Source organism: Streptomyces sp. B1I3 (assembly GCF_030816615.1).
Lineage (GTDB): Bacteria > Actinomycetota > Actinomycetes > Streptomycetales > Streptomycetaceae > Streptomyces.
The window spans coordinates 2,063,453-2,088,081 of sequence record NZ_JAUSYD010000001.1 but is presented as its reverse complement, the minus strand read 5'-3'; the positions used below and the strand labels follow the sequence as shown (position 1 = coordinate 2,088,081).

Below are 24,629 nucleotides of genomic sequence, written 5' to 3'. Positions count from 1 at the left end.
TCCCCTGTGAGGCCCCATGCGCTGCGTCATCGCCCGCTTCCCCTTCGAGCTCACCAGGAGCGGCGTGCTGGAATCGATGAAGGGCGTCAAGCCCGAACCGGGCACCGGCGCATCCGTGACCATCGGCCGCCGCCATTACCCCGTGAAGCAGGTCGGCCAGGTCGTCACCCGCCAGGACCGCCGTGACTTCAGTGCGGGCGAGGTCCTGCGGGCCATGGCCCACCTCGGCTTCACCTGTCGCACCGCGCCGAGCACCGCACCCGTACACGCCCTCAGCCCGCTTCAGCAGGCCTCCGCGATGCTCGGCTCCCCTGTGGCCGCCTGACCGAGGGTACGGACGCACAGGAAGTCCTGAACAGCGGTGTGGGCCCGACCGGCGGTCGGGCCCACACCGCTGTCGACGGGTCCCCGTCGCAGCCGTTGCTCAGTGGTCGGAATAGCTGAAGTCGCCGATGGTCCAGGCGCTGACGTCCTCGATCGCGACGCGGTACATCCCACCCGTCTCCGGGATTCCCACCGTGCCCTGCAGGATCCGGGCGACGTGGAAGTGCAGATGCGTGGGCGGTGCGTCCTTCTTCGCGGAGTAATCGAAGACGGCGGAGAACTCGCCCAGGTGGGCGGAATCCGTCAGGACCTCCGACACGCGCTGGCTCCACACGGCTTCGGGAGCCAGTCGACCGGTGATGACGGCGCCGCCGGCGACCACGGTCAGGGACATCTGGTTGCTCTGCCCGGACTCCACCAGGGCGGCGATGGCAACGAGTAGCTCGTCAGGCTTCGACATGAGACGAATTATATTCACCGGCCCTCGGGCTGCCCGAGGGCCGGTGCCCGGGACCGGGTGGCGCGGAGTGGTCGTTCGCTGTCCTCCGCCCGAGGTGCGGAGGTGACCGCGGTACGGTGAGGACGAGTGACGCTCCGGGCGCCGGGTGTCCGCAGCTGCCGTCAGCTCCCGACGCCGGACTCCGGTGTGTTCGTCTCGGCCGGCCGGTGCCCCGCCTCGTCGACCACACCGTGCCCGATCTCGGCCGCGCCCGACAGCAGGGTTCCGGCCTTGCCGTACGAGGTCCGCCTGCCCGGAGTGCTGGTGGAACCGAGGAACGTGAAGTCCTCCTGGTCGAAGACCCACTCGGTACGTATGCCGTACCGAGTGTCCTCGCGGACGATGCCGATGCCGGCGTGGCCGATCGCGTCCCGGGCCCGCGGGGTGTCCGTCACGCCGGGTATCTTCGCGGAAGCCCGGTAGAGGGCGGCGGCCGTGTCGGGCGGCATGACCCCTCCGAGCAGCGAGCCGATCTTCTCGAACACCGCCTGGTCCCGCTCCCGGCCTTCGACCGAGGGGGTCCTGGCGTAGAAGTAGGCGAGCAGCTCGTCCGGGTCGGTGGGCAGGGTGCTGAGCCAGCGATAGGTGGGCCGGCTCATACCCGCGGGGGTTCCGCCGGTGTCGCCGAGTTCCGCGTTGAGTGGCAGCGTTTCCCCGCCCGAGCGGATGAGGCCGAGTGTGCGGAGGGGGCCGGGTTCCTGCGCGAGCCACTTCTCGTAGTCCTCCATCGGGCCGACGACCGCCTTGCCACTGGTCAGGTCGGCTCCACGCACCTTATGCCTGGTGTACACGAACTGGTCGTCGTCCACGACGGGTCCGGCGCGCTTTCCGGCTGCGACGGAGATCCGGTTCAGCAGCGCCGCAGCGGCTGCATGCCCGTCACCGTGTCCCGCCGTCCGGAGACGGTCTCCTGCTCGTGACCGCTCAGGGTGATGCCCGCGGCAACCGCGCAGGCCAGGGCCAGTGCCGCCGCCGGCACCACGAGACGTGGGGCCCGGCGGTGAACCGGCCTGGCCCGATCGGCCAGGTCGTCGTCGATGTGGTTCATGAGGCGTTCCTTGTGACGAAGGTGCAGCGTCGGCGGAAGGTACGACTCGACCTCAGCTCACGCCTGGTGGGACGGTGCTCCGCACCCGGTGGGCAGTCGGCGCCGACAGCTCGCGGAACTCTTCCAGGACATACAATGTCCGCATCATGCGAATGGGTAAGGGCGTCGAATGGGCCATCCACACGCTGCTGAACCTGGCGGTGGTCGGGGGCGGCCCGGTGGGCAGCGTCCGGCTCGCCGATGCTCACGGGCTTCCGGCCGCCTACCTCAACAAGCAGCTGCAGCAGCTGGTGAAGGCGGGCCTGCTGGCTTCCACCCCGGGCCCACGGGGAGGGTTCGGGCTCACGCGCCCGCTGGAGGAGATCACACTCCTCGACGTCGTGCAGGCCATCGAGGGGGACACCCAGCTCTTCCCGTGCGCCGAGATCCGTTGCCAGGGCAAGATCGGTGAGCTCGCTCCGGCCCCTACGGGTGCGTGTGCGGTCAAGGCGGCCATGGCCCGCGCCGACCGGGCCTGGCGCGAGGCGCTGGCGGGTCAGAGCCTCGCGGAGATCCGGACCGAACTCGACCGCACGCCCGTGTTCGGCAACATCGTCCGCTCCGTGCTGGGCTGAACCGGCCGCCCACGTCGATCCGTATCGCGGGGTCGGGGTCCACGCAGGCCTGCCCGTGAGGTCCGGTCTGCCCGTCGAGCCCGGCCTGCCCGTGGAGCCCGGCCTGCGGTGGCGGCGCGTGGTCCACGGACCGAACCCTGAACGGGGACCCACGCGAAGCGGCCGGACAGCTCCGACCTATCCGGGCAGGCGGGGGGCCTCCGTACACGTGGCACTCGCGTACGCGCGTGAGAGCCGGCAGCCCCTGTGTCCTGCCGTTCCGTCATGCCGCCACCCCGCGCTCCGGGGGGTCCGGTCATGACGGCATGGTGAAGAGGGTGTGACCCCGGTGTATTCCGTGCGTGTCCAGAACCTTGCCAGCCCGGCGGGAGCGGCCCTATTCTCACCTCAAGAAAGCGCTTTCCCTCTGAGGGAGTCCCGCACCGGCGAAGTGAAGTCGCGGAACGTTCCCGCGACTTGAAGCATGAGCCGCCACCGATTCGGCACGGGGCTTCACCAGGTTGTTCAGCGTCGACGACTGTCGTGGCGGGTGGCTGCTCGAAGTCACCCGCCGCGGCGGGCGCCGCGCCGGCGGCACGGCCGGAGCGGTGGGAGCGCGACCACGGTGACCCCGCGGTCGGCGCCCATGACGCGCAGGCCGGGCCGCAGTGGGACGGCCGATCCGAACGCGGCACGGAGCAGCATCAACTGGGCCGACCGGGACCTGCCCCGGCGAACAAAGGGCGGTTTCGGCGACCTGTCGTCGATCTGTCATGCACATGCCATGCAGGGGTGATTCCCGGCATCCGAAGACGAGTAGGGAGACAGACATGGGACGACCAGTCGCTCGGCGACTCTATGCGGGACTGGCCACGATGGTCTTGGCCGCCGCAACCGGAGCGGTTCTGACGATGCCTCAGGCGTCGGCCGCGACGGGAGGTGCCACCGGCTACGCAACCCAGAACGGCGGGACCACCGGCGGGGCGGGCGGGCAGACGGTACGGGCCACCACGGGGACCGCGATCCACGCGGCCCTCTGTGGCCGGGCCAGCAGCAGCACCCCGATCACCATCCAGGTGGAGGGGACCATCAACCACGGCAACACCGCCAAGGTGTCGGGTGACAGCTGCAACACCGCCGCCGGTGTGATCGAGCTCAAGCAGATCAGCAACGTCACGATCGTGGGCGTGGGCAGCGGAGCAGTCTTCGACCAACTGGGCATCCACATACGCCAGTCGAGCAACATCATCATCCAGAACGTGACCGTCCGGAACGTCAAGAAGTCCGGCTCACCCACCTCCAACGGCGGTGACGCCATCGGCATGGAGAGCGACGTCCGCAACGTATGGGTCGACCACACCACTCTCGAGGCGTCGGGCGGGGAGTCGGAGGGTTTCGACGGCCTCTTCGACATGAAGGACAACACCCAGTACGTCACGCTCTCCTACAGCACCCTGCGCAACTCCGGCCGGGGTGGCCTCGTCGGGTCGAGTGAGACGGAGCTCTCCAACGGCTTCATCACGTACCACCACAACCTGTACGAGAACATCGACTCCCGTGCGCCCTTGCTGCGTGGCGGCATCGCCCACATCTACAACAACTACTACGTCAAGCTCAACGAGTCCGGCATCAACTCCCGGGCCGGTGCGCGCGCCAAGGTGGACAACAACTACTTCAAGGACTCCAAAGACGTCCTGGGCACCTTCTACACCGACGCGGCCGGATACTGGCAGGTCAGCGGCAACACCTTCGACAACGTGACCTGGTCCAGCCCCGGCAGCGAGAACAACCCCGCCGGACCGGATCCGAAGTCCAACACGACGGTCAGCATCCCCTACTCCTACAGCCTCGACGCCGCGAGCTGCGTTCCGGACGTCGTGACCCGGACGGCAGGCGCCAACAAGGGGCTGCAGGTGTCGGACGGCACGTGCTCGCCGCAGACGCCGGACCCGACCACTCCCACCCCCGACCCGACCGACCCGACGCCGGACCCGACCGACCCGACGCCCGACCCCACCCAGCCCAGCGGTACCAACCTGAGCATCGGCGCCGGTGCCGACGGCACCAGCAAGGCCGGCGGAACGAGCTACGGCAACGTGCGGGACGGTGACCTGAGCACCTACTGGTCGCCCGCCGGTTCGACCGGTGCCGTATCGATCAAGTGGGGTTCCGCCACCGCCGTCTCCAAGGCCAGCATCCGGGAGGCCTCGGGGTCCGCGGGCAGTATCGGTTCCTGGAGGGTCGTCAACGGAGACACCGGTGCCGTCCTGACCTCGGGCAGCGGGGCGGGCGTCATCCAGTTCGCCACGACCTCCCTCCGCAAGATCACCTTCGAGATCACGGGCTCGACCGGCACGCCGAAGGTCGCCGAGTTCGAGACGTACGCCAAGTAGCGGGGCGGTCGCGACGTCCGCCAGGTCCTTCCCCCTTCGGACGGGGAGCTGACGACGGCCCGGAGTGCTGTGCCGGTGTGTGCCCACCGGCCCGCCCTCCGGGCCGTCCGCGGTGGTGCGGGCGGCTGCCGTGCGGTACCCCGGGTCACTCGAAGAACTTCAGGCTCCAGCCCGTGTCGGTGGTGGGACCGGGGACGTCGGCGCGGCTGTACGTGGTGTTGCCCCACCAGGCGAACGTACCGGTGTACCAGTACCGGTTCTCCCACGAGTAGGGCGTGCCCTTGGGCACGGCGTGGAACATCAGGGGGAAGCGGGGGCCGGCGGGCGGGCTGGTGCCGATGTCGCCGTCGAGCAGGACGAAGCTGTGATGGCCTGGGCCGTTGACGTACAGGGTGGGATCCCAGCCGGGCATCATCGTCGCGCGGTCGGAGCCGAACAGGCAGCCGTTCGACTTGTACCAGTCCCACACGTAGGCCGGGTCGCCGCCGGCCCGCAGCCGCAGATCCGCCACGCAGTACCGGTCGCTCCAGCTCCCGTTGGCCGAGTACGTGATGTGCAACTGCCCGTTCGGGTCCTTGATCGCCTCGGGGCCCTCGTTGATGAACGGGTTCCCGACCACCCGCTCCCAGCTCTCCCGCGGCTGCGAGATGACGTACCGCGCACCGGTCGTGGTGGTGGGGCTGCTCATCCGGGCGATGTAGAGGTTCTGCTCGACGTTCGTGTCGCCCGCCCAGCCGGACCAGACGAACCATCGCTGCCCTTCGAAGGTGAACATCGTGCCGTCGATGGCCCACTTGTCGTCGGGCAGGGCCAGCCTCGACTCCGCGGTGTATCCGCTGTCCGGGGCGGCCGAGCTGATGACGTACATCCGGTGGGCGGAGCCCCGGCCGGCCGAGAAGTAGATGTGGTAGCGGCCACCGTCCCGCACGATCTCGGGGGCCCAGACCTCACCGAGGTTGCGGGTGTCCGACCACACCTGACGGGCGGGCGCCGAGGCGAGGGCCGCCGTCGACGAGGCCTGCCGCACGGCGATCCCGCCACCGGCCGACTGCACCGAGACGTACGTGGCGCCGACCCGGAGCACACTCGGGTCGGCGGCCCGGAGGCCGGTCTGCTCGGCGTGGGCCGTTCCGGGGGAGGAGAGTGACAGCACGGCGGCCAGGACGCCTGCGAGCGCGGCCGCGGCGGCGCCGGTCAGGCATCGGGAGAGCTTCATCGTCCACCTCGGCATCGGCTGCTGCACATGCTTCCGCACCGGCTGCCGCGGAGGCTTGTACATCGATAGAAAGAGTGTTCTCCACAGCATTGCGATTGGTGGTGAACATGTCAATGCGTCCACAGGGGGCGATCAGGAGGCGCGGCCCCTCGCGACCTCGCGTGCGTGCCCGCGCAGCGAGCAACCCACCGCCCGTCACTTCGGCGGCTCGGTGCCTCTACGTGAACACCGGCGCTGACGGGAGCTGTTGCGCCGTCCACGCACCCGCAGCACGGAAAAGCCCGCGCGCTGCGGCGCGCCGGCTCTCCGACGGGACGTGCGCAAGGGCGGCCATGGCCAGGACTCTTCCGGGCGCACACACGCCAGGACGTGCCACGGCCGCACCGTCAGCGGTCAAGGGCCTCGGCCCGGCCCGCCACCGGAGTGCGGCGGACGAGCTCAGGGCGTGGAGGGAGTGGGCACGGGGGAAGCCGCGGGCTGTGCGGGCTTCACTCGGGCGGAGTCGCACTGCAGGGTGATCACGACCGGCGCCGTCGGCGTGCCCGCCGCCCCGGCGCCGGGGAGGGTGGCCGCCGCGATCCAGTCGGCCTTGCGCAGGCTGAGCCATCCGCTGCCGAGGTCCGGGCCGGAATCCCAGCCGTGCTCCGAGCGGGCGCGTGCGAAACCGGACTTCAGGGCCGCGTCGACCGTGGCCGGTGACGGGTACTCACCGGCGAGGCTCTCCTGGCACTCGAGGGGGAGCAACTCCGGCGGAGTCCGCCGGAGTTGGACGCCCTCCGCCGCCATGGCCGAGGTCAGTTCCGCCACCACCGTGTCCGCGGGGGCCGGTGGGGCGGAGGAACGGGCCGGAAGCGGGCCGAGGTCCCGGAGGAGGTGGGAGCAGGCCGTCAGCGGCACCGTCGCCGCCATGACCCATGCCGCCAGCCGTATGGATCCCCGTCGCACTCGCACGATGTCGTCCGCCCCCTGTGTCGCCGTCCACGGCCGAACAGTCTCGCACCCCGGTCGGCGGCGAACGGCCTCGCCCACGGGCCGCGCCCCGCGCCCCGGGCCCGGGGGCGGGGTCAGGTTCCTCGGCCGGCGGTGGCCCGGAAGCGCCGCCGGTAGTCCGTCGGTGTCGTGCCGAGCCGTCGGCGAAACGCCCGTACGAGGGTGTCCGTCGTGCCGAAACCGCAGTCCGAGACGATGCGTTCGAGTGTGGCGTCGGTGGACTCGAGCTGGTTGCGCGCCACTTCGACACGGGCGGCTTCGACGTACGCACTCGGAGTCGTGCCGAGTTCGGCCTTGAAGATCCGGGTGACCTGACGTTCGCTGACATGGGCGTACGCGGCGAGGTCGGCCACGGTGAGCCGGCCGCCGATGTTGCGCATGATGTGGTGGCGCAGGTCCTCGACGCGCCGCGTCGTGGAGACGGGTTCGAGGGGCACGCTGAACTGGCTCTGCCCACTGGGCCGTTTGAGGTACATCACCAGCTGCCGGGCCACGCGCAGCGCGACGGGCTCGCCCAGGTCGTCGGCGACGAGGGCGAGCGACAGGTCGAGGCAGGCGCTGATGCCCGCACCGGTCCACACGTCGCCGTCCCGGATGAAGATCGGGTCGGCGTCGACCTCCACCAGCGGGTGTTCGGCCGCCAGTTGATCTGCGGTCGACCAGTGGGTGGTGGCGCGTCTGCCGTCGAGCAGACCGGCCGCCGCGAGGAGATGCGCTCCGACGCAGACGGACGCGACCCTGCGTGCCCTGCCGGCGAGGGTCCTCACCCAGCCGACGACCGCCGGGTCCGTGAGGGCGTGCACGCGGCGCCGGCCGTCGACTTCGACCGAGCCGGGCACCAGAAGGGTGTCGATCCTCCGTGCGGACGCCTCGTGGAAGGTGATGTCGGGGAGGACGCGCACCCCGGCGGAGGTGGTGACGGCGTCCAGGGTCCCGGCGGCGAGGACGACCTGGTAGCCCGCCGCGGCCTCCGTCTCGCGCCGGGCGAGGGAGAACACTTCCGGTGGCCCGGTGACGTCAAGCAGGTCGACACCGTCGAAGAGGACGATCACGACGAGTCGTTCGACAGCGCTCACGGGGGCCTCCGCCCGGTCGGCAACACTGATGCCCATGTCTGGATCTGCATGCTAGATGACATTGCAGACATGCCGGGGCGGGCCGTAGCGTCGCGGAGGCGGCTCACCGAGTGGGTGAGCCGCACGAGCCCGGTACGAGATCCGGCACAGAACCCGGCAACGGCGCGGGCAACCGGGCCTGCGTGAACCGGCACAGCACCGGCCCGAGAACCGGCACAAGCACCGGCACCGAACCTGAGGTGGTACTGCAATGGTTACGACAACTCTGCGCGAGCTCAACGGCTTGGACGAGACACCCGCCTCGCTGGCCGACGCGACCCTCGTCCTCATCGACTACCAGAACACCTATGTCGGTGGCGTCATGGAACTGGAAGGCTGGCAAGCCGCACTCGACGCCGCTTCCGCGCTGCTGCAAAGGGCTCGTGAGGCAGGCGCGACGGTTGTCCACGTCGTCAACGACGGTGGGGAGGGGACCCCGTACGACATCCGTGCGGACATCGGCCGGATCCACCCGAGTGTCGCGCCGGTCCAAGGAGAGCCCGTCGTCGTCAAGAAGGCCCCGAACGCCTTCGTCGACACCGACCTGGGCGAGCACGTCGATGCGGCGGGTCACAAGGACGTCATCCTGGCGGGATTCATGACACACATGTGCGTCATGTTCACCGCCGAGGGCGCCTTCCTGCGCGGCAACCGGCCCACGGTGGTCGCCGACGCCTGCGCGACGCGGCCGCTGCCTTCGGTGGGTGGCGACCTGCCGGCCGGCCAGATCCACCACAGCGCCCTGGCGACGGTCGCCGACCTCTACGGGGTCGTCGTCCCTTCGGAGAAGTCCCTCTCCTGAACCACGGCGCCACGAGGGGCACGAGCACGTCCCCCTTCTTCGTGACGGGTGGACGTGCTCGCTTGCGGTCGTGGGGCCGGGACGGCAGGGTTCGGTGATGTGGCCACCTTGCTGATCGTGCATCACACGCCCTCGCCGAACTGCCAGGCACTCTTCGAGGCCGTGGTCGCGGGCGCGACGGCGGACGGGATCGAAGGCGTGCGCGTCGTACGTCGTGCCGCGCTCTCCGCGACGGCGTCCGACGTGCTCGACGCCGACGGTCTCGTGCTCGGCACCCCGGCGAACCTCGGCTACATGTCCGGTGCTCTCAAGCACTTCTTCGACCAGGTCTACTACCCGTGCCTGGACACGACGCGCGGCCGCCCCTTCGGCTACTACGTGCACGGGGGCAACGACGTCACCGGAGCCGTACGGGGCGTCGAGTCGATCACTACGGGCCTGGGATGGCGCCGCACGGCCGACGCCGTGACCGTGACCGGCGAGCCGGGCAAGGCCGACATCGAGGCCTGCTGGGAGCTGGGGGCGACGGTCGCCGCCGGGCTCATGGACTGACGGCGCGGGCTACGGGGGACGCCCGCCGGGGGACGCGCGGCGGGCGCACGGCCCCGAAGACCGCGTCGGTGGTCCCGACGGCCCTGTCCGGCGGGCTCTTGCCGCGTCCGGCCGCCCACCGGAGCCGTACGCCCCGCTGCCCGCTGCCCGCATCCCACGGGCCGGGGCGGAGCGCCGGGGAGCCGCGGGGGCGGCGCACCCGCTCCCGTCACCGGATCCCGACGGTGTGATGCATGGGCCCCGCGCGGCGCTGGGTTCTGTGGGAGGAGCGGGTCCTCCCACAGAACAGGCAGGAGTCGCGAGGTGCTGGGACGGGGCGTGAGCGGTTGGACTCCGGCGGTCCGGCGGGGACGGCACGGCGGGGAGCGGAGGCGGCCGGCCTTACCCGCGCCCATCGAGGCGCTGGAGCCCCTGCTGCCGACGACGTACGGAATCGACGAACAAGTCGACTGGGCGGTCGCCGAAGCCCGCTGGGGTGCCCGCTTCCCGGCGGACTACAAAGCCTTCATGCGCGCCTACGGGGAGGGCTCCGTGGACGGTGCGATCGTCGTCCACCGGCCGTTGCCCATGGACGCCCCGGAGGGTGAACGGACGCCCGACGCCATGGCCGAGGGAACCGGCACCGTACGGGAGGTCTGGAAGGCGGAGGCCGACGAGGTGTGGGCCGATCCCGCCGGCCCCGACCTGGTGCTCGATCCCGGTGCCCTGCTCGCCTGGGGGGCGACCGCCGAGGCCGCGATCCTGTGCTGGCTGACGATGGACGAGGACCCCGACCGCTGGCCCGTGGTGGTCTGCGGACGTCACACCGTGCCCACGTTCGCGCTGTACCGGTTCGGGATGGCCGAGTTCCTGCGCAGGCTGCTGACCGGCGGGTTCGACATGCCGCCTGTCACCGTGGACGGCGTGCCGTGGCCGCGCCCCCACGCATTCGTCAGCCGGGCCGTGCAACGGGCCCGCCGCCGAGCGGGCCTCGACCCCTGGACCGGCGAGCCGGTGGCCCGGTGAGGGGCGGGCCGGGGCTCTGAGACCCCTGCGCCGGGGAAGGCCCTGAGACTCCTGTGACGGGGCGCGCCGCAGGCCGGCGGGGGCGGACCGGTGGCCCGCAGGGCTGGACCCCCGGGCTCAGTGACGCCTCCAGGTGAGCTTGCCACCCCCCACCCACCGCACGACGGCCGGGTCGTCGAGGTCATGGACCGTGATGCCGGCTGCGGCAGCGGCGAGCAGCACATCCGTCATCGAGGTCGCCCCGCCGACCACTTCTCCGTCGATCTCCACGATGCGGAAGGGCGGACGTCCCGGCTGCACGGGCAGGACGGTGATCCGCGGCTGCGAGAGGTCAGGGTTCACGCTTTCGGTCATGAGTGGACGGATCCCACACCGTGGCCCCTGATATGCCCGAGAGCGTCATGGGTGAGTCGTATGCCCGTTTTGAGCTTTTTTCTGGAATTAATACCTTAATATCCGCTAAAGCCTCCCGGGCGACCACCGCCCTCCCGTGCAGTGCAAATCGCCCTTATCGGACGCCGTGACCAGGGTCACCTTGCTTGCCCGGGACGCTGCGCCGCACCTTCCGGTTCCCTTGCGCGCCGGGAAAGTTGAGACGGGCGTGTGGGGCCGGTTACACGAATTTCAATGAATTGATCTTGCCGATGAATTGTGATCACGAATTCAGGGCTTGTTCCTTTCGGCATTTCTCGCCTACGGTCACCCTCACTCCGGATGGAACGCCGAATCCTGCCGCCGTCCGGGAACCCGACCACATCTCGTACGGCAGGAGCGGGGGACCCAGGTAAGCGCCGATCCGGCTATCCGGAACGGCTCGGGGTGAAGTCGCATTCGCATGCGACCGGGCATCTCCAGCCCGAACCCGACAGCTCACTTCGCAGGCGACGGAGAGGAATTCAGCATGCCCGCACAGGCCAAGCACCGTCGTTCCAGGACCAGTTCGCTCACCCGCGGCATCATCGCCGTGAGCACGGGCGGAGCCGCCCTCGCCCTCCCCGTGATCGGCGCGACCGGAGCGTTCGCCGCACCGGCACATCCGGTGGCGGTCGAAAAGGCGACCACGTCGACTGCCGTGTCCGGCAAGGAAATTGCCGCGCAGAAGTCCGCGCCCGTCACCTATTCCGTGATCTTGGGTGATTCCCTTGCCAAGATCGCACGCGATCATTCCGTCAGCGGTGGCTGGCAGGAGCTCTACAACGGCAACCGAAAGGCTGTCGGCGGTAACCCGGACCTGATTCACCCCGGCCTGAAGCTGACCATCGGGGCCAAGGCCGACAACAATGCGGCGGCCTCCGCCGGCAAGGCCGAGAAGAAGGCCGGAAGCGCCGCTGCGGCCGATTCCGAGACCTCCGCTTCCTCGGACCGCGCCGAGCAGAGCGCCGACCGTGCCGACCGCTCCGAGCGGACCACGGAGCTCGCCGCCCAGGGTGCGCCCGCCGCCACCGAGGCCGTCGCCGCCGAGCCGGTGGCGTACACCGACGACCTCGACGGCTGGATCAAGGAGTCGCTCGCCGTCATGGCCGAGCACGGCATCCCCGGCAGCTACGAGGGCATCCACCGCAACATCATGCGCGAGTCCTCCGGTAACCCCCTGGCCATCAACAACTGGGACATCAACGCGATCAACGGTGTCCCGTCCAAGGGTCTTCTGCAGGTCATCGACCCGACCTTCCAGGCCTACCACGTGCCCGGTACGTCGATGGACAGCTACGACCCGGTCGCCAACATCACGGCCGCGTGCAACTACGCCGCCGACCGGTACGGCTCGATCGACAACGTGTTCAGCGCCTACTGAGACATGACCGTGTGACAGCGGACGACGTCCGACGGGTGGTGCGGGTTCTGACGAACCGGCACCACCCGTCTTCGCGTGTGTACGCCGGCACGCGCGTCAGCCGTTCGCCGCAGGGCCCGCACGCCGGGGAAGGTGGACGGGCCGCGGTCCCGCCGGCCCCGGGTGACTGGTCACGTACAGGTTCGTCGTCCATACTGCCCGCCGTGGAGCAGCGCATGAATTCGAACACCAAGCCAGAGTTCGCCGCGGGTACGGACCCGGCGTACATCCCCGGCCTGACGGCCCCTGCCCCCGCACGGACGGAGGGGGAAACGGAGGAGAAGGCCGAGACTGCCGGTGACGCCGGCACGCACGTCGAGGCGGGAAGCCGGAGCGACCGGGTGGCTGTCGCGGACAAGGCGCGGGTGCCGAACGGCGCGGCTGACGCGGCTTCGGCCGACGCGGCCGACGCGGCCGACGCGGCCGACGCGGCCGACGCGGACGACGCGGACGACGCGGCGGTGCCTGGGGACGCGGGTGCCGGGAAGAGGGACGCCGGGAAGGGGGACGCCGGGAAGGGGGACGGGCCCGTCTTCGAGGTCAGCGACCGGCGCGGATCCATCCGGGTCGACCGCGAGGGTGTCCGGTTCCGGCTGGACGACCAGGAGGCGGAGTTCGACTGGTCGGAGATCGGCGCGGTCGAAGTCAAGACCGCCCGCTTCGGACGCCGGTTCACCGTCACGGTCCATCTGTCCAGCCGCCGGTGGTTCAACGCCGAGGTCGAGGCGGCGGCCCGGAGCAGCCTCAAGAAGTGGACGGCGGACCTCGACGCGGCGCTGGACGCCTACTTCGAGGAGGCCTGACACCTGGTCTCCGCAACGCGGCGCCGGGCGGACGGACCGCCCGGCGCACCTTCGCCGTGCGCCGGATCAGGCTTCGGCCGCTTCGTCGAGGACCACCGACCGGGTCAGGTGGCGGGGCAGGTCGGGATCGAGGCCGCGGGCCACCGCCCGGGCGATCGCGAGCCGCTGCACCCTGACCAGATCCGCCAGCGGGTCCAGGCCGCTCTCCACCCAGCGGGCACCGGTCGCCAGCACCTGCTCCGCCAGGCCCTGTGGGGCGGAACCGAACATCCAGGTGGCCGTCCCGGCAGTGGCGATGCTGATGGGGCCGTGGCGGTACTCCATCGCCGGATACGACTCGGTCCAGGACAGTGACGCCTCCTTCATCTTGAGCGCAGCCTCGTTGGCGAGTCCGACCGTCCAGCCGCGGCCCAGGAAGCTGAACTGCGTGCAGTCCGGCAGCCCTGCGGGCAGCGGCTCGGCCAGTGCCCTCTCCGCGTCCCGGACGACCTCGTCGCTGTGCAGCCCCAGGTGGGCCCGGAACAGGGTGAGCGCGGTCGTGGCGAAGCGGGTCTGCACGACCGACCGTTCGTCGGCGAAGTCGAGCACGACCACCTCGTCCGCGGCCGACATCACCGGCGTGTCCGGGTCGGCCGTCACCGCGAGGGTGGCCGTGGTTCCGCTCAGCCGGATCAGCAGGTCGAGTACCTCGGTCGTCGTCCCCGAGCGTGTCAGGGCGACGACCCGGTCGTACCGGCGGCCGAGGGGGAACTCGGAAGCGGCGAAGGCGTCGGACTCGCCCTGCCCGGAGTCCTCGCGGAGCGAGGCGTACGCCTGGGCCATGTAGTACGACGTGCCGCAGCCGACCACGGCGATGCGCTCACCCGTGGCGGGCAGGACCGCCGCGCGGTCGACCGCGACCTGCGCCGCGCGACGCCAGCACTCCGGCTGATCGGCTGTCTCGGTTTCGACATGGGACATGTCCGTGCTCCGCTTCCACTGCTGCTCGCACCGGGGAGGTGCTGGGCCTGGGTGTGCTGTGCCTGAGGTGTGCCGTGCCCAGGGCCGTGCCGTGCCGGGGACCGTGTCGGCCCGGCCGGTGACCGGCCTGGGTGAAGTAGTCGTCCGCGTGCTCAATTCTGCATGCTACTGGGGTCAAATGAGCAAAAACAAGCAGAGGGCATGTGGGCCGAGAGTGAGGGGTATGGCAGTTTTCGGCCATGCTCGGTGGGTAGTCGGCTCAATCCGGTTCCGTCGGTCCCGAGTGGGTAGCAACGGCGCGGCGTGATCTCAGGGACCGGTACGGGCGGTATCGGGTGATAGATCCTGCACGGTGCGGGCGGCACACAACCCCGTACGGTCACGGCCGTACGCCGGAAGGCCGACGGGAGGGGCGATTTCGCGTCACCCGATCGACGGTTCGGCCGAGATCGAACGCGCGAGCGCACCGCGGTCGGCATAATCGCCCCATGTCGATCACGGGTGGGGACGTCGTTGACCTCGGCACGGGTCTGTACGCCTGGCTGCCGCCGAAGCGCGGCTGGGGGCTGGCCAACTGCGGCCTCCTCGTGTCGTCGCGCGGCGCGCTGTGGATCGACACCCCGTACGACCCCCTGCTGGCCGGCCAGTTCCTCGTGGAGAGCCGGAAGCGGCTGCCCGAGGGGGTGGGCATCGACCGCGTGATCGTGACCCATGCCAACGGGGACCACTTCTGGGGCGCCGGTGTGCTGCCGGACGCGGAGATCATCGCGACCCGCGAGGCCAGGGAACACATCCATTACGACCCCACCCCGCAGCAACAGCACGCCCTGGTGGCCGGTAGTGATCCGGGCACCCCGCTCGGCGCGTACCTCGGCCGTCACTTCGGCGGCTTCGACTGGTCGGCCACCACGCCGGTACAGCCGACGACGTACTTCACGGGAGAGCTCGAACTGACGCTGGGCGACTACACGGTCCAGGTGTCGTCCCTGCCGCCCGCACACACCACGGGCGACCTGATGGTGCACCTGCCGGCCCAGCGCGCGGTCTTCAGCGGCGACGTGATCTTCTCCTCCACCCCGCGGCAGCCCGGGGACCACCCGGTCCACTGGGCCGGCCCGCTGGAGAACGTGATCGCCGCCTGCGAGCGGGTCCTCGCCACCGGAGCCGAGGTCATCGTGCCCGGCCACGGACCGGTGCTCGATCCCGCCGGAGTACGGGAGCACATCGGCTACCTCTCCTACGTACGCGACCGCGCGCACGCCCTCCACGCCTCCGGGGTGCCCGCGACCGAGGCCGCCCGCCGGGTGATCGGCGAGGGCCGGTACCCGGACCTCGGACTGCCCGAGCGGCTCGTGGTCACCATCGGCAGTGAGTACCGGCACCTGGACGGCTCCGCACTGCCGGGCGTCCTGGAGGTGATGGCCGAGGTGGCCGCCGTCGCGCACGAGACCGGCCCGGCCGCCACGGGCGGCGGGCCGGAGTGACGGCCGAGCGGATCGACAGCCGTACGCCCTGCCGTCACGCGGCGTGCGCCGGGTGCCCGACAACAGAGAAGCGGTGACGCCGTGGTGGCATGGATCGTGGCCCTGATCGCCGTGGTCGTGGCGATATGGGCGTCCGCCCGGACACACCAGGCCCGGCGTGACGCCTACGGTGCGGCTGCCCGCGCGGAACTGACCGAGCGCCAGGCCAAGGCGGCAGAGGCCCGCACCCTCGCCCTCGGCGAGGAGATACGCCAGCTGGCCGAGAAGCGGATCCCGGCCGCCGCCACCGCGCTCTCCCACCGCGCCGCGCCGGTCCCGGGACTGCGGGAGGCAGCCGGCATCGAGGGTGACGCCGCACGTCTGCTGTCCGACGCGGTGGAGGCGGCGCGCACCGCGATCCTCGAGGAGCGCGGCCGGGTCGACGCGGCCGCCAGGTCGGCCATGCGCGGCAGCTCCGCCAAGATCCAGTCGCTGCTCAACCAGTCGCAGCACCTGCTGCAGGAGCTCCAGCACGAATACGACGACCCGCGGATCCTGCAGCTCGACTTCCGCAACGAACTCGCCCTGCGCCGCACCCAGGCCACCGCCGTGCTGTGCGACGCCTGGCCGGGACTCGCCCGGCAGAACTCCTCGCTCGTCGAAGTCGTGCTCGGCGCCCAGTCGCGGGTCGCCGGGTACGAACGCGTCAAGGTCGCCAACCATCTGCGTCTGGAACGGCTCGCACTGGTCGCCCGGGCGGCCGAGCCCGTCGCGATCGCGCTCGCCGAACTGCTGGCCAACGCCACCGCGTACTCGCACCCCGACACCGAAGTGCCGGTGACCGTCCAGCAGACGGCGGGTCGAGGCGCTCTGGTCCTGGTCGACGACGCCGGGATCGGTATGGACGACGACGCGCTGAAGCGGGCCCGGGCGCTTCTGGCGGGGCCCTCCGAGGTGCTGCTGACCGAGCTCGGGGATCCGCCGCAGACCGGCTTCGCCGTGGTGGGACGTCTCGTGGCGCGCTACGGCTTCAGCTGTCACATCGAGTCGTCCCCGTACGGCGGCATGCGCACGATGCTGCGCATCCCCGCGCACCTGCTGACGGTGATCGACGACGACCGGACCCTGTCCGTCCTCGCGCCGAAGGCGGTCGACGCCCGGGGCGCGGGTGCGGGGGCAGGGGCCGGAGCCGGTACCGCCGCACCCACCGGCGAGGCCGCCACCCCCGCAGCCGGCCCCGAGCCGGACACGGCTGCCGCGCCCGCCGAGGAGGGGGCACCCGCGACCGGACTGCCCAGCCGGCGGCGGAAGACCCGCCGGACGGTGTCCCCGGGCGCCGGGGCGGACCAGCCCGAGGAGCGGGAAGAACCCGCGCTCCGGACGCCTGAGCGGGCCGGGGCCTCCTGGGCCGCCCTCCAGGAGGGCACCCTCGGCGGCAGGAACGCGCCCGCACCCACAGCATCCTCATCGGACGACCAAGGAGACGACGAGACGTGAGCGCCACCCCCACCACCGGTGATCTTGCCTGGGTGCTGACCCCGCTGCTCGAACTCCCCGGCGTGCAGCACGCCGTCGTGGCCACCGGCGACGGCCTCGTCGAAGGGGCGTCACCCGGCCTGGAGCGCGCGTCCGCCGAGCGGGTCGCCGCGATGACCGCCACCCTGCACGCGGCGGCCCGTGCCTTCACCACCGCCTTCACCGACGCGGAGTCGCCGCGCCTGGCCCAGACGGTCGTGGAGTCCGACCTGGGTTTCGCCGTCGTCGTACCCGCGGGCCGGAACACCACGCTGGCCCTCTTCGCGGCACCCGACGCGCACCTGGGGAACATCGCCTACCAGATGCAGGTGCAGGTCACCGCGCTGACCCGGGCCATGCACGCCCCCACCCGCCAACCGGACGCCGCCACCCGGCCATGACCCCCGGTCCAGGGCGCCGCCTGATTCCCGCCTATCTGGTCACCGGTGGCCGCTCGGCGCCCACCGGTCCCGCGCTCGACCGGCTCGCCGTACTCGTCCGCACGGACAATGCCCTGCCGCCGGACGCCGGTTCGGAGCAGCGCAGACTGTGTGAACTCCTGGAGCCGGGAGCCCTCACCGTCGTCGAGTGCGCCGCCCACCTGGAACTGCCGGTCAGCGCCACGGTGTTCCTGGCCACGGACCTCGTGGCCGCGGGACACCTGCACGCCCGGCCACCGATCCCCCGTGCCGGTGAGATCGACCGGTCGCTCGTCGAGAGGCTGCTCGTTGGACTCCGTTCCCTCCACTGACCGGGGCGGCGTCGGCTATCTGCCGAGTGCTGCCGAGACCCTGATGAAGCTCGTCGTCACGGGTCCCTTCGGCGTGGGCAAGACGACCCTGATCCGTACCCTGTCGGAGATCCCGACCCTGCACACGGAAGAGGCGATGACGCAGTCGAGTACCGGACTCGACGACACCGCCGGCCTTCCGGAGAAGACCACGACCACGGTCGCCATCGACTTCGGCCGGCTGACGGTCCAGGACGACCTGGTGCTCTACATGTTCGGTACCCCCGGTCAGGAGCGGTTCCTGCCCCTGTGGGAGGACATCGCCCGCGGTGCCCTGGGGGCCCTCGTCATGGTCGACACCCGCCGCCTGGAGGACTCCTTCGCCGTCATGGACATGGTGGAGGAACAGGGTCTGCCCTACGCCGTCGCCGTGAACCGCTTCCCCGACGCCCCCGCGCACACGGACGAGGTCCTGCGCAAGCACCTCGACCTCGCTCCACGGACCCCGCTGGTGCAGTGCGACGCCCGCGAACGCCGCGGCAGCATCGATGCCCTGATCGCCCTCGCCGAGCACGCACTGACGTGCCTGCCCCCGTCCCAGGACCCGTCATGAACCTGCCCGAAGCCGGTACGGCGCCCGGCGCCGCCGCCGTTGCCGCACCCGATGCCGCCACCCCGCCCCACGAGCGGCTCCCGCTCTACGGCCCCGGCTTCGCCTCCGATCCGCACAGCCACTACCGCCGGCTGCGCGCCCAGGGCCCGCTGGCCCGGGTCGGCATCGCCCCGGGCATCGACGCGATGCTGGTCACGGACTACCAGGCCGCCGTCGACCTGCTGAGGGACACCGAGACCTTCACCAAGGATCCGCGCGCCTGGCAGGAGGGCGTGCCGGCCGATTCGCCGGTCCTGCCGGTCCTCGGCTACCGGCCCACGGCGCTCTTCAGCGACGGCGCCGTCCACGCCCGCTACCGCGAGGCCGTCAACGACACCCTCGCCCTCATCGAGCCGCACCTGCTGCGCGCCGAGGTGGCCAGGATCGCCCGGCAGCTCATCGCGGACTTCTCCGCGACGGGCACCGGTGACCTGATCGCCCAGTACGCGCGCCGGCTCCCGCTGCACGTCTTCACCGAGTCCTTCGGTGTCGCACCGCGGGACGGCGAGCGGATCGTCCGCGGCGTCTCGGGAATGATGGACCCCGCCGAGGGCGCCGCAGCCGCGTACGCCGACCTCGTCGGCGTCGTCACCGACCTCGTCGCCGACCGCCGGGCCCGGCCGGGGCGCGACCTCACCACGTACCTCCTCGCCCACCCGGCCGGCCTCGACGACGACGAGGCCGTGCGTCAGATCACACTCATCATGAGCGCGGGCCACGACCCGACGACGAACCTGATCGGCAACGCGCTGCTGCGCATGCTCAGCGACACCCGGTACGGAGGGTTTCTGCACGGCGGCGCCATGACAGCGCAGGAGGCGATCAACGACGTGCTCTGGCGGGATCCTCCGCTGGCCAACATGGGGGCGCACTACCCCCGGCGCGACACCGAGTTCCACGGTGTCGCGCTGCGGGCAGGACAGCTGGTCCTGGTCTCCTTCGCCGCCGCCAACACGCAATCCCCGCCCGCCGCTTCGGGCCTTGCGGTGCGCTCCGGCGACAGCGCTCACCTGGCCTGGTCGACGGGGCCGCACCGGTGCCCGGCGAAACAGCCCGCCCTGCTCATGGCGATGACCGCGATCGAGCAGCTCACCAGCCAGCTCTGCGACCTCGAACTCGCCGTCGACCCCAGCGAGATCCTGTGGCGCCCCGGCCCCTTCCACCGTGCGCCCGCTCACCTCCCGGTCCGCTTCACACCGCTCGACACGCTTCCCGGGACGGACGTCCCCGCCGCGTCCCGGAGTGTCGATCACGGTCCGGCCCGTGTCGGTGGTACGCCGAACGGGTGAGGGGGGCGAGAATTGCCCGATGAACAGCGAGCGCAGCCGGCGCACAGCCAACCGGCATACGGACGGGGTGGTTCTGTGAGCAGGTACGACAGGTACGACAGGTACGACGCCACCGACGAACAGTGGGAAGGGCTCGCGCAGGTCGTACCCCTGAGGGGGCGCAACGAGTGGCCCTCCCGGGTCGACCACCGTATGGTCCCGGACCAGCAGGAGGCCGCCGAGCAGCGGCGCCTGGTCGTCCTGCGGGTACAGGTCTTCGCGGACGCGCGCGAGGTGGCCGAATACCTGGTGGCGCAGATTCCGGTCCTGCTGGACCTGACCGGGGCCGAGAGCGATGTGGCCAAGCGGATCCTGGACTTCAGCAGCGGCGTGGTCTTCGGACTCGGCAGCGGGATGCACCGTGTCGATCGCAACGTGTTCCTGCTCGCGCCGGTCGGTATGGAGGTCGAGGGGGTCACCGCGGCGGGCGTACCTCAATCGTAGGAAGGTCGTGCGGGCGGAACGGTTCGCCGGTCCCGGGCGTGCGTACGGTCCGCTCATGACTGTGATCCCCACCGTGGCGGGCCGGGCACCGGCGCCCGGCCGCGCCGCCCGCACGCCCCGTCCGTACGTCGGCGAGCTACGGCTCGACGCCTTCGCCTCGCACCGCCGCACCGTGATCCCGCTCGGACCGCTCACCCTGCTCGCCGGGGGCAGCGGCAGTGGGAAGTCGACCGCCCTGCGCGCGTACGAGGCGCTGGCGAGGCTCGCCGCCGGTGACCCGCTGGAAGAGGTCTTCCCCGACCCGGCGGCCTGGGTGCCCGCGCAGGCCGGGGCCGACGCGCAGGGGCGCCGGGGCTTTCGGATCGGCTGCACGGTGGAGGGCCCGGCCGGGCCGGTGAGGCTGGACCTGGCCGTCCAGGCCGAGCCCACCCTGCGCATCGTCGGCGAGCGGCTGACGGACAACGGCGAGACGTTGCTGACCACGGCGCTGCGGGACCCCCGGCGCCCCACCGTCCAGGCGGCCTGGCACACCGCGGGGGTGGTCCCGGTGACGCGCGCGCCCTTCCCCGACGACCGGCTCGGCACCGCGTTGCTGCCGTTGCGGGTCGCGGGCACGACGGACGGACAGCTGCGGGTGCTGGCCGCCGCGGAGCAGGTGGTGGTGGCGCTGCGGTCGGCGTTCGTCTGTGATCCGCAGCCCGGCCGGATGCGTGCGGCGGTCCCGGTCGGGGAAGGGCGGCTGACCTCCTGCTGCGACAACCTGGCGGAGGTGCTGTACCGCACCCACAGCCAGTGCCCGCAGCGGCACGCCCGGCTGGTGGCCGGCGCGGACACGGGATGCGCGGGACGGGTGACGGGACTGGGCGTCGAGCGGCTGGCGGACGGGACGGTGCGTGCCCGCACGGAGCGGGGAGCGGGGCGCAGCATTCCCCTCGGCCACCTAGGAGACGGGGAGCTCCGGTACCTGGCCCTCGCGCTGGTGCTCCTGACCGGGCCCCACGTCCTTGTGGTGGACCCGGCCGCGGAGGTGCCCTCGGCGATGCAGGCGCTCACGGTTCTGGCCGACGGGTTCGACCGGAGCATGGACGTACGGCAGGCGACGGAACTACTGGGGCTGGCCGCGTCGACCTGCGCGGGCGGACACATGCGGCTTCTCGGAACGGTCACGGAGACGACCGCGGCGGTGGCACGTGCGACGGCCGGCGTGACAGTGGTAGACCTGGCCCGGTGACCGAACTCGACGTGGCGCAACTGCAGCGGAGGCTGGCCGACTTCGCCGCTGCCCGGGCCTGGGGGCCGTACCACACGCCCAAGAACCTCGCCGCGGCTCTGAGTGTCGAGGCGTCCGAACTCCTGGAGATCTTCCAGTGGCTGACGCCCGAGGAGGCGGCGCGGGTCATGGAGGACCCGGAAACGGCGCACCGCGTCGAGGACGAGGTCGCGGACGTCCTGGCGTACCTGCTGCAGTTCTGCGGGGTGCTGGGCGTCGACGTCCTGGCGGCGCTGGCGGCCAAGATCGAGCGGAACGAGACCCGTTTCCCGGTCCCGGGCCGCCCCGCAGCACAGGATGGTCACTCTTCGGAGTGATCAACTTATCCACAATCGCTCTCCTGTCCACAGATTTCCGATTTCCTCTGGCTTTACGGTGCCACACCCCTCACTGTGGGTAATGAAAGAGGTGAGCGGGTTTTCGTACGGACGGGGGACGGCATGGAAGCGGAGCGACTCATCGAGGCGGGCCGGCGGTCTCTGGCGGAGAGCAGGGGAGCGCCGGCCGTGATGGCGGAGGCATGGCAGGCCCAGGCTCTCGCCCGGGCGGTGGGCGGGCAGTTGGTCCGGTTCGGACCGGCGGAGTTACGGACGGACGCGCGCGGCCTCAGTGAGATCGGCGCAGCGGGCCCGCCCGTGCTCGACCACCCGATGGTCCCGGCGAGTGGTGTGCGGGCGGCCCATCTCTCCGAAGTGAGCGACACCAGCCGCACGTTGGGCGCACTCGTCCTGCTTCTCGGAGAGGTCGGGATGGCTCTCGTCGGCGTCGCCTGCGGCACGGAGGAGGAGGGGCTCTACTGGCAGTGCATCGAAGCCATAGACGCCGTCGACGAGTCGGTGGACCGGGTGCACGGCATGCTGAGACGGCTCGCGGAGCAGGAGCGGGAACGCGAGCGTGAGACGGACCAGGAGCGTGACGGCCCGTACGGCGTGATCCGGGGACCGGCGGGCTCCGTGACCGGCCGGCCATGAGCGGCGCGGGGCGCGGGCCGCCGGGCCGTCCGTCCACGACCGGGGCGAGGGGGAGACGGGGCCGGGCGGCATGAAAGGTGCAGGATGGAGGCATGGATCTTCGAATCTTCACCGAGCCCCAGCAAGGGGCGAGCTACGACACGCTGCTCACCGTCGCCAAGGCCACCGAGGACCTGGGCTTCGACGCCTTCTACCGGTCGGACCACTACGTCCGCATGGGCTCCGGAGACGGGCTGCCCGGACCGACCGACGCGTGGATCACGCTGGCGGGGCTGGCCCGCGAGACCAAGCGGATCCGGCTGGGCACGCTGATGACGGCGGGCACCTTCCGCCTGCCGGGTGTGCTGGCCATCCAGGTGGCCCAGGTCGACCAGATGTCCGGCGGCCGCGTCGAGCTGGGCCTGGGCGCGGGCTGGTTCGAGGAGGAGCACAAGGCTTACGGCATCCCGTTCCCGAAGGAGAAGTTCGGCCGGCTGGAGGAGCAGTTGGCGATCGTCACCGGCTTGTGGGAGACGGAAGTCGGCGACACGTTCAACTACGACGGCACGTATTACCAGCTCACCGACTCGCCGGCGCTGCCGAAGCCCGCGCAGGCCAAGGTGCCGATCCTGATCGGCGGGCACGGCGCGGTCCGTACCCCGCGTCTGGCCGCGCAGTACGCGGACGAGTTCAACATCCCCTTCGCGTCGATCGAGGACAGCGAGAAGCAGTTCGGCCGGGTCCGGGACGCGGCCGTCGCGGCGGGCCGCGCACCGGACGACCTGGTGTACTCCAACGCCCTGGCAGTCTGTGTCGGCAAGAACGACGCGGAGGTCGCCCGGCGTGCTGCCGCCATCGGGCGGGAGGTCGAGGACCTCAGGGCGAACGGTCTGGCCGGCTCACCCGACGAGGTGGTCGACAAGATCGGCCGGTACGCGGCAATCGGCGCGTCGCGGATCTACCTCCAGGTCCTGGACCTGGACGACCTGGAGCACCTGGAACTGATCTCCTCGCAGGTGCAGTCGCAACTGGGCGCAAGGGAGACCGAAGACAGGATGTAGCCGCCCAGGAGCCGGCAGGGAGACGGTGCGCAGTCAGCCGGCTGCTCCCTGCCGGTAGTGAGCAGCCGGCGGAAGCAGCTGATTTCGAGGAGCAGCCGATTCATGGGAGCAGCCGTGCCGCCCGACCGAACCCCGCAGGTCCGGCCCGCCCGTACGCTCGGTGACGCGCTCGCCGAGGGCACCGTTCTGCTGGACGGCGGTCTCTCCAACCAACTCCGGGCGCAGGGGTGCGATCTGTCCGGCGAGCTGTGGTCGGCCCGGCTGCTGGCCGACGCGCCGGAGCAGATCGAGGCCGCCCACGCGGCCTATGCGAGGGCGGGTGCGCAGGTGCTCGTCACCGCCAGCTACCAGGCGACGTTCGAAGGTTTCGGGCGGCGCGGTGTCGGGCGGGCCGGGGTGGTGGAGCTGTTGGCCCGGAGTGTGGAATCGGCCCGCCGGGCGGGGGCCCTGACCGGCCGGGACGTCTGGGTGGCCGCTTCGGTCGGCCCGTACGGGGCGATGCTCGCGGACGGCAGCGAGTACCGGGGCCGCTACGGGCTGAGCGTCCGCGAGCTGGAACGCTTCCACCGCCCCAGGGCCGAGGCGCTGGCCGCGTCGGGCGCTGATGTGCTGGCCCTGGAGACGGTGCCGGACACGGACGAGGCGGAGGCGCTGCTGAGGGCGGTCCGGGACCTTCCGGTGCCCGTCTGGCTCTCGTACAGCATCGCGGGGGACCGGACCCGGGCGGGGCAGCCGCTCGATGAGGCGTTCGGACTCGTGGCGGGAAACGACCAGGTGGTGGCCGTCGGAGTCAACTGCTGCGTTCCCGCGGACGCGGACGGTGCGGTGGAGACGGCCGCGGCGGCCGGCAAGCCCGTCGTCGTCTACCCGAACAGCGGCGAGGCGTGGGATGCCACCCGCCGGGAGTGGACGGGCGGGAGCACTTTCCGGCCTGAGCGGGTGCGGGAGTGGCAGCGGGCCGGAGCCCGGCTGGTCGGGGGCTGCTGCCGGGTCGGCCCCTCTGCGATCACCGAGCTGGCCGCCCTGCTGAAAGGAGCGCGACCGTGAAAATTGCCTGGTAGGGGGCGGGGAGACGGGACCAT

At 71.3% G+C, this 24,629-nt stretch carries 28 protein-coding genes and 1 riboswitch; of the genes, 20 read left to right on the top strand and 8 right to left on the bottom strand.

What is annotated here, in order from left to right; genetic code table 11:
• Positions 1 to 16 precede the first annotated feature (16 nt).
• Positions 17 to 325: an SCO5918 family protein gene (locus QFZ58_RS09500; RefSeq protein ID WP_307124489.1), complete on the top strand. Its 309-nt coding sequence runs from the start codon at positions 17 to 19 to the stop codon at positions 323 to 325.
• A gap of 99 nt (positions 326 to 424) precedes the next feature.
• Here QFZ58_RS09500 and QFZ58_RS09495 read toward each other — a convergent pair whose 3' ends face one another.
• From QFZ58_RS09495 to QFZ58_RS09485, 3 genes are all read right to left on the bottom strand, one after another.
• Positions 425 to 784 (bottom strand): hypothetical protein, encoded by a 360-nt coding sequence (locus QFZ58_RS09495; protein WP_307124488.1) that lies wholly within the window; start codon positions 782 to 784, stop codon positions 425 to 427.
• Between the two features lie 161 nt (positions 785 to 945).
• Entirely contained in the window at positions 946 to 1,677 is a 732-nt protein-coding gene (locus QFZ58_RS09490; RefSeq protein WP_307128810.1) for a CU044_5270 family protein, read from the bottom strand.
• Entirely contained in the window at positions 1,674 to 1,871 is a 198-nt protein-coding gene (locus tag QFZ58_RS09485) for a hypothetical protein (RefSeq protein ID WP_307124487.1), read from the bottom strand. The genes QFZ58_RS09490 and QFZ58_RS09485 overlap by 4 nt, the downstream gene beginning before the upstream one ends.
• A gap of 146 nt (positions 1,872 to 2,017) precedes the next feature.
• Here QFZ58_RS09485 and QFZ58_RS09480 point away from each other — a divergent pair, with 146 nt between their 5' ends.
• Positions 2,018 to 2,485, top strand: a complete 468-nt coding sequence (locus QFZ58_RS09480) for an Rrf2 family transcriptional regulator (protein WP_307124486.1) — start codon at positions 2,018 to 2,020, stop codon at positions 2,483 to 2,485.
• A gap of 809 nt (positions 2,486 to 3,294) precedes the next feature.
• Positions 3,295 to 4,857, top strand: a complete 1,563-nt coding sequence (locus tag QFZ58_RS09475; protein WP_307124485.1) for a polysaccharide lyase family 1 protein — start codon at positions 3,295 to 3,297, stop codon at positions 4,855 to 4,857.
• A gap of 145 nt (positions 4,858 to 5,002) precedes the next feature.
• Here QFZ58_RS09475 and QFZ58_RS09470 read toward each other — a convergent pair whose 3' ends face one another.
• From QFZ58_RS09470 to QFZ58_RS09460, 3 genes are all read right to left on the bottom strand, one after another.
• The gene (locus QFZ58_RS09470) at positions 5,003 to 6,073 is read right to left on the bottom strand and encodes a glycoside hydrolase family 43 protein (protein ID WP_307124484.1); all 1,071 of its coding nucleotides are present in this window, start codon (positions 6,071 to 6,073) and stop codon (positions 5,003 to 5,005) included.
• Positions 6,074 to 6,511: 438 nt separating this feature from the next.
• The gene (locus QFZ58_RS09465; RefSeq protein ID WP_307124483.1) at positions 6,512 to 7,024 is read right to left on the bottom strand and encodes a hypothetical protein; all 513 of its coding nucleotides are present in this window, start codon (positions 7,022 to 7,024) and stop codon (positions 6,512 to 6,514) included.
• Positions 7,025 to 7,137: 113 nt separating this feature from the next.
• Positions 7,138 to 8,139, bottom strand: coding sequence for a GlxA family transcriptional regulator (locus QFZ58_RS09460; RefSeq protein ID WP_307124482.1), 1,002 nt, complete (start codon positions 8,137 to 8,139; stop codon positions 7,138 to 7,140).
• A gap of 250 nt (positions 8,140 to 8,389) precedes the next feature.
• Between QFZ58_RS09460 and QFZ58_RS09455 the strand changes: the two genes are divergently transcribed.
• The 3 genes from QFZ58_RS09455 (at position 8,390) to QFZ58_RS09445 (ending at position 10,537) form a co-directional block, all read left to right on the top strand.
• Positions 8,390 to 8,980, top strand: coding sequence for a cysteine hydrolase family protein (locus QFZ58_RS09455; protein WP_307124481.1), 591 nt, complete (start codon positions 8,390 to 8,392; stop codon positions 8,978 to 8,980).
• Positions 8,981 to 9,079: 99 nt separating this feature from the next.
• Positions 9,080 to 9,532, top strand: a complete 453-nt coding sequence (locus tag QFZ58_RS09450; protein WP_307124480.1) for a flavodoxin family protein — start codon at positions 9,080 to 9,082, stop codon at positions 9,530 to 9,532.
• A gap of 318 nt (positions 9,533 to 9,850) precedes the next feature.
• Complete coding sequence (locus QFZ58_RS09445; protein WP_307124479.1) at positions 9,851 to 10,537, top strand: SMI1/KNR4 family protein; 687 nt, start codon at positions 9,851 to 9,853, stop codon at positions 10,535 to 10,537.
• A gap of 117 nt (positions 10,538 to 10,654) precedes the next feature.
• On the opposite strand, the gene QFZ58_RS09440 is transcribed toward QFZ58_RS09445, so the two are convergent.
• Positions 10,655 to 10,891, bottom strand: a complete 237-nt coding sequence (locus tag QFZ58_RS09440; RefSeq protein ID WP_307124478.1) for a hypothetical protein — start codon at positions 10,889 to 10,891, stop codon at positions 10,655 to 10,657.
• Between the two features lie 356 nt (positions 10,892 to 11,247).
• Positions 11,248 to 11,434: riboswitch (cyclic di-AMP (ydaO/yuaA leader) on the top strand.
• A 4-nt stretch (positions 11,435 to 11,438) separates the two neighbouring features.
• Here QFZ58_RS09440 and QFZ58_RS09435 point away from each other — a divergent pair.
• On the top strand, positions 11,439 to 12,332 hold the full coding sequence (locus QFZ58_RS09435) for a LysM peptidoglycan-binding domain-containing protein (protein WP_307124477.1): 894 nt from the start codon (positions 11,439 to 11,441) through the stop codon (positions 12,330 to 12,332).
• 203 nt (positions 12,333 to 12,535) lie between these two features.
• Positions 12,536 to 13,174, top strand: coding sequence for a hypothetical protein (locus tag QFZ58_RS09430; protein ID WP_307124476.1), 639 nt, complete (start codon positions 12,536 to 12,538; stop codon positions 13,172 to 13,174).
• Positions 13,175 to 13,240: 66 nt separating this feature from the next.
• On the opposite strand, the gene QFZ58_RS09425 is transcribed toward QFZ58_RS09430, so the two are convergent.
• The gene (locus QFZ58_RS09425) at positions 13,241 to 14,134 is read right to left on the bottom strand and encodes an SIS domain-containing protein (RefSeq protein WP_307124475.1); all 894 of its coding nucleotides are present in this window, start codon (positions 14,132 to 14,134) and stop codon (positions 13,241 to 13,243) included.
• Between the two features lie 488 nt (positions 14,135 to 14,622).
• Between QFZ58_RS09425 and QFZ58_RS09420 the strand changes: the two genes are divergently transcribed.
• From QFZ58_RS09420 to mmuM, 12 genes are all read left to right on the top strand, one after another.
• Positions 14,623 to 15,618: an MBL fold metallo-hydrolase gene (locus tag QFZ58_RS09420; protein ID WP_307124474.1), complete on the top strand. Its 996-nt coding sequence runs from the start codon at positions 14,623 to 14,625 to the stop codon at positions 15,616 to 15,618.
• 81 nt (positions 15,619 to 15,699) lie between these two features.
• The gene (locus QFZ58_RS09415) at positions 15,700 to 17,094 is read left to right on the top strand and encodes an ATP-binding protein (RefSeq protein ID WP_307124473.1); all 1,395 of its coding nucleotides are present in this window, start codon (positions 15,700 to 15,702) and stop codon (positions 17,092 to 17,094) included.
• Positions 17,091 to 17,513, top strand: coding sequence for a roadblock/LC7 domain-containing protein (locus QFZ58_RS09410; protein WP_307124472.1), 423 nt, complete (start codon positions 17,091 to 17,093; stop codon positions 17,511 to 17,513). The genes QFZ58_RS09415 and QFZ58_RS09410 overlap by 4 nt, the downstream gene beginning before the upstream one ends.
• On the top strand, positions 17,510 to 17,863 hold the full coding sequence (locus QFZ58_RS09405; protein ID WP_307124471.1) for a DUF742 domain-containing protein: 354 nt from the start codon (positions 17,510 to 17,512) through the stop codon (positions 17,861 to 17,863). Before QFZ58_RS09410 ends, QFZ58_RS09405 begins: the two co-directional genes overlap by 4 nt.
• Positions 17,841 to 18,455 (top strand): ATP/GTP-binding protein, encoded by a 615-nt coding sequence (locus QFZ58_RS09400; RefSeq protein ID WP_307124470.1) that lies wholly within the window; start codon positions 17,841 to 17,843, stop codon positions 18,453 to 18,455. Before QFZ58_RS09405 ends, QFZ58_RS09400 begins: the two co-directional genes overlap by 23 nt.
• On the top strand, positions 18,452 to 19,783 hold the full coding sequence (locus QFZ58_RS09395) for a cytochrome P450 (RefSeq protein ID WP_307124469.1): 1,332 nt from the start codon (positions 18,452 to 18,454) through the stop codon (positions 19,781 to 19,783). Before QFZ58_RS09400 ends, QFZ58_RS09395 begins: the two co-directional genes overlap by 4 nt.
• A 75-nt stretch (positions 19,784 to 19,858) precedes the next feature.
• Positions 19,859 to 20,266: a cell division protein SepF gene (locus tag QFZ58_RS09390; RefSeq protein ID WP_307124468.1), complete on the top strand. Its 408-nt coding sequence runs from the start codon at positions 19,859 to 19,861 to the stop codon at positions 20,264 to 20,266.
• A gap of 55 nt (positions 20,267 to 20,321) precedes the next feature.
• On the top strand, positions 20,322 to 21,497 hold the full coding sequence (locus tag QFZ58_RS09385) for an AAA family ATPase (protein ID WP_373428538.1): 1,176 nt from the start codon (positions 20,322 to 20,324) through the stop codon (positions 21,495 to 21,497).
• A complete protein-coding gene (locus tag QFZ58_RS09380; protein ID WP_307124466.1) occupies positions 21,494 to 21,853 on the top strand; it encodes a nucleotide pyrophosphohydrolase in 360 nt (119 codons plus the stop codon). The genes QFZ58_RS09385 and QFZ58_RS09380 overlap by 4 nt, the downstream gene beginning before the upstream one ends.
• Before the next feature lie 123 nt (positions 21,854 to 21,976).
• Complete coding sequence (locus QFZ58_RS09375; RefSeq protein WP_307124465.1) at positions 21,977 to 22,507, top strand: DUF6099 family protein; 531 nt, start codon at positions 21,977 to 21,979, stop codon at positions 22,505 to 22,507.
• Between the two features lie 92 nt (positions 22,508 to 22,599).
• Complete coding sequence (locus tag QFZ58_RS09370) at positions 22,600 to 23,547, top strand: LLM class F420-dependent oxidoreductase (protein ID WP_307124464.1); 948 nt, start codon at positions 22,600 to 22,602, stop codon at positions 23,545 to 23,547.
• 102 nt (positions 23,548 to 23,649) lie between these two features.
• Positions 23,650 to 24,594: a homocysteine S-methyltransferase gene (gene mmuM / locus QFZ58_RS09365; RefSeq protein ID WP_307124463.1), complete on the top strand. Its 945-nt coding sequence runs from the start codon at positions 23,650 to 23,652 to the stop codon at positions 24,592 to 24,594.
• Positions 24,595 to 24,629 lie beyond the last annotated feature (35 nt).

Coding starts and splice junctions, on each gene's coding strand:
- QFZ58_RS09500 (WP_307124489.1), top strand. CDS start 17: ATGCGCTGCGTCATCGCCCGCTTCCCCTTCGAGCTCACCAGGAGCGGC.
- QFZ58_RS09495 (WP_307124488.1), bottom strand. CDS start 784: ATGTCGAAGCCTGACGAGCTACTCGTTGCCATCGCCGCCCTGGTGGAG.
- QFZ58_RS09485 (WP_307124487.1), bottom strand. CDS start 1,871: ATGAACCACATCGACGACGACCTGGCCGATCGGGCCAGGCCGGTTCAC.
- QFZ58_RS09480 (WP_307124486.1), top strand. CDS start 2,018: ATGCGAATGGGTAAGGGCGTCGAATGGGCCATCCACACGCTGCTGAAC.
- QFZ58_RS09475 (WP_307124485.1), top strand. CDS start 3,295: ATGGGACGACCAGTCGCTCGGCGACTCTATGCGGGACTGGCCACGATG.
- QFZ58_RS09470 (WP_307124484.1), bottom strand. CDS start 6,073: ATGAAGCTCTCCCGATGCCTGACCGGCGCCGCCGCGGCCGCGCTCGCA.
- QFZ58_RS09455 (WP_307124481.1), top strand. CDS start 8,390: ATGGTTACGACAACTCTGCGCGAGCTCAACGGCTTGGACGAGACACCC.
- QFZ58_RS09440 (WP_307124478.1), bottom strand. CDS start 10,891: ATGACCGAAAGCGTGAACCCTGACCTCTCGCAGCCGCGGATCACCGTC.
- QFZ58_RS09435 (WP_307124477.1), top strand. CDS start 11,439: ATGCCCGCACAGGCCAAGCACCGTCGTTCCAGGACCAGTTCGCTCACC.
- QFZ58_RS09425 (WP_307124475.1), bottom strand. CDS start 14,134: ATGTCCCATGTCGAAACCGAGACAGCCGATCAGCCGGAGTGCTGGCGT.
- QFZ58_RS09420 (WP_307124474.1), top strand. CDS start 14,623: ATGTCGATCACGGGTGGGGACGTCGTTGACCTCGGCACGGGTCTGTAC.
- QFZ58_RS09405 (WP_307124471.1), top strand. CDS start 17,510: ATGACCCCCGGTCCAGGGCGCCGCCTGATTCCCGCCTATCTGGTCACC.
- QFZ58_RS09395 (WP_307124469.1), top strand. CDS start 18,452: ATGAACCTGCCCGAAGCCGGTACGGCGCCCGGCGCCGCCGCCGTTGCC.
- QFZ58_RS09385 (WP_373428538.1), top strand. CDS start 20,322: ATGACTGTGATCCCCACCGTGGCGGGCCGGGCACCGGCGCCCGGCCGC.
- QFZ58_RS09375 (WP_307124465.1), top strand. CDS start 21,977: ATGGAAGCGGAGCGACTCATCGAGGCGGGCCGGCGGTCTCTGGCGGAG.
- QFZ58_RS09370 (WP_307124464.1), top strand. CDS start 22,600: ATGGATCTTCGAATCTTCACCGAGCCCCAGCAAGGGGCGAGCTACGAC.
- mmuM (WP_307124463.1), top strand. CDS start 23,650: ATGGGAGCAGCCGTGCCGCCCGACCGAACCCCGCAGGTCCGGCCCGCC.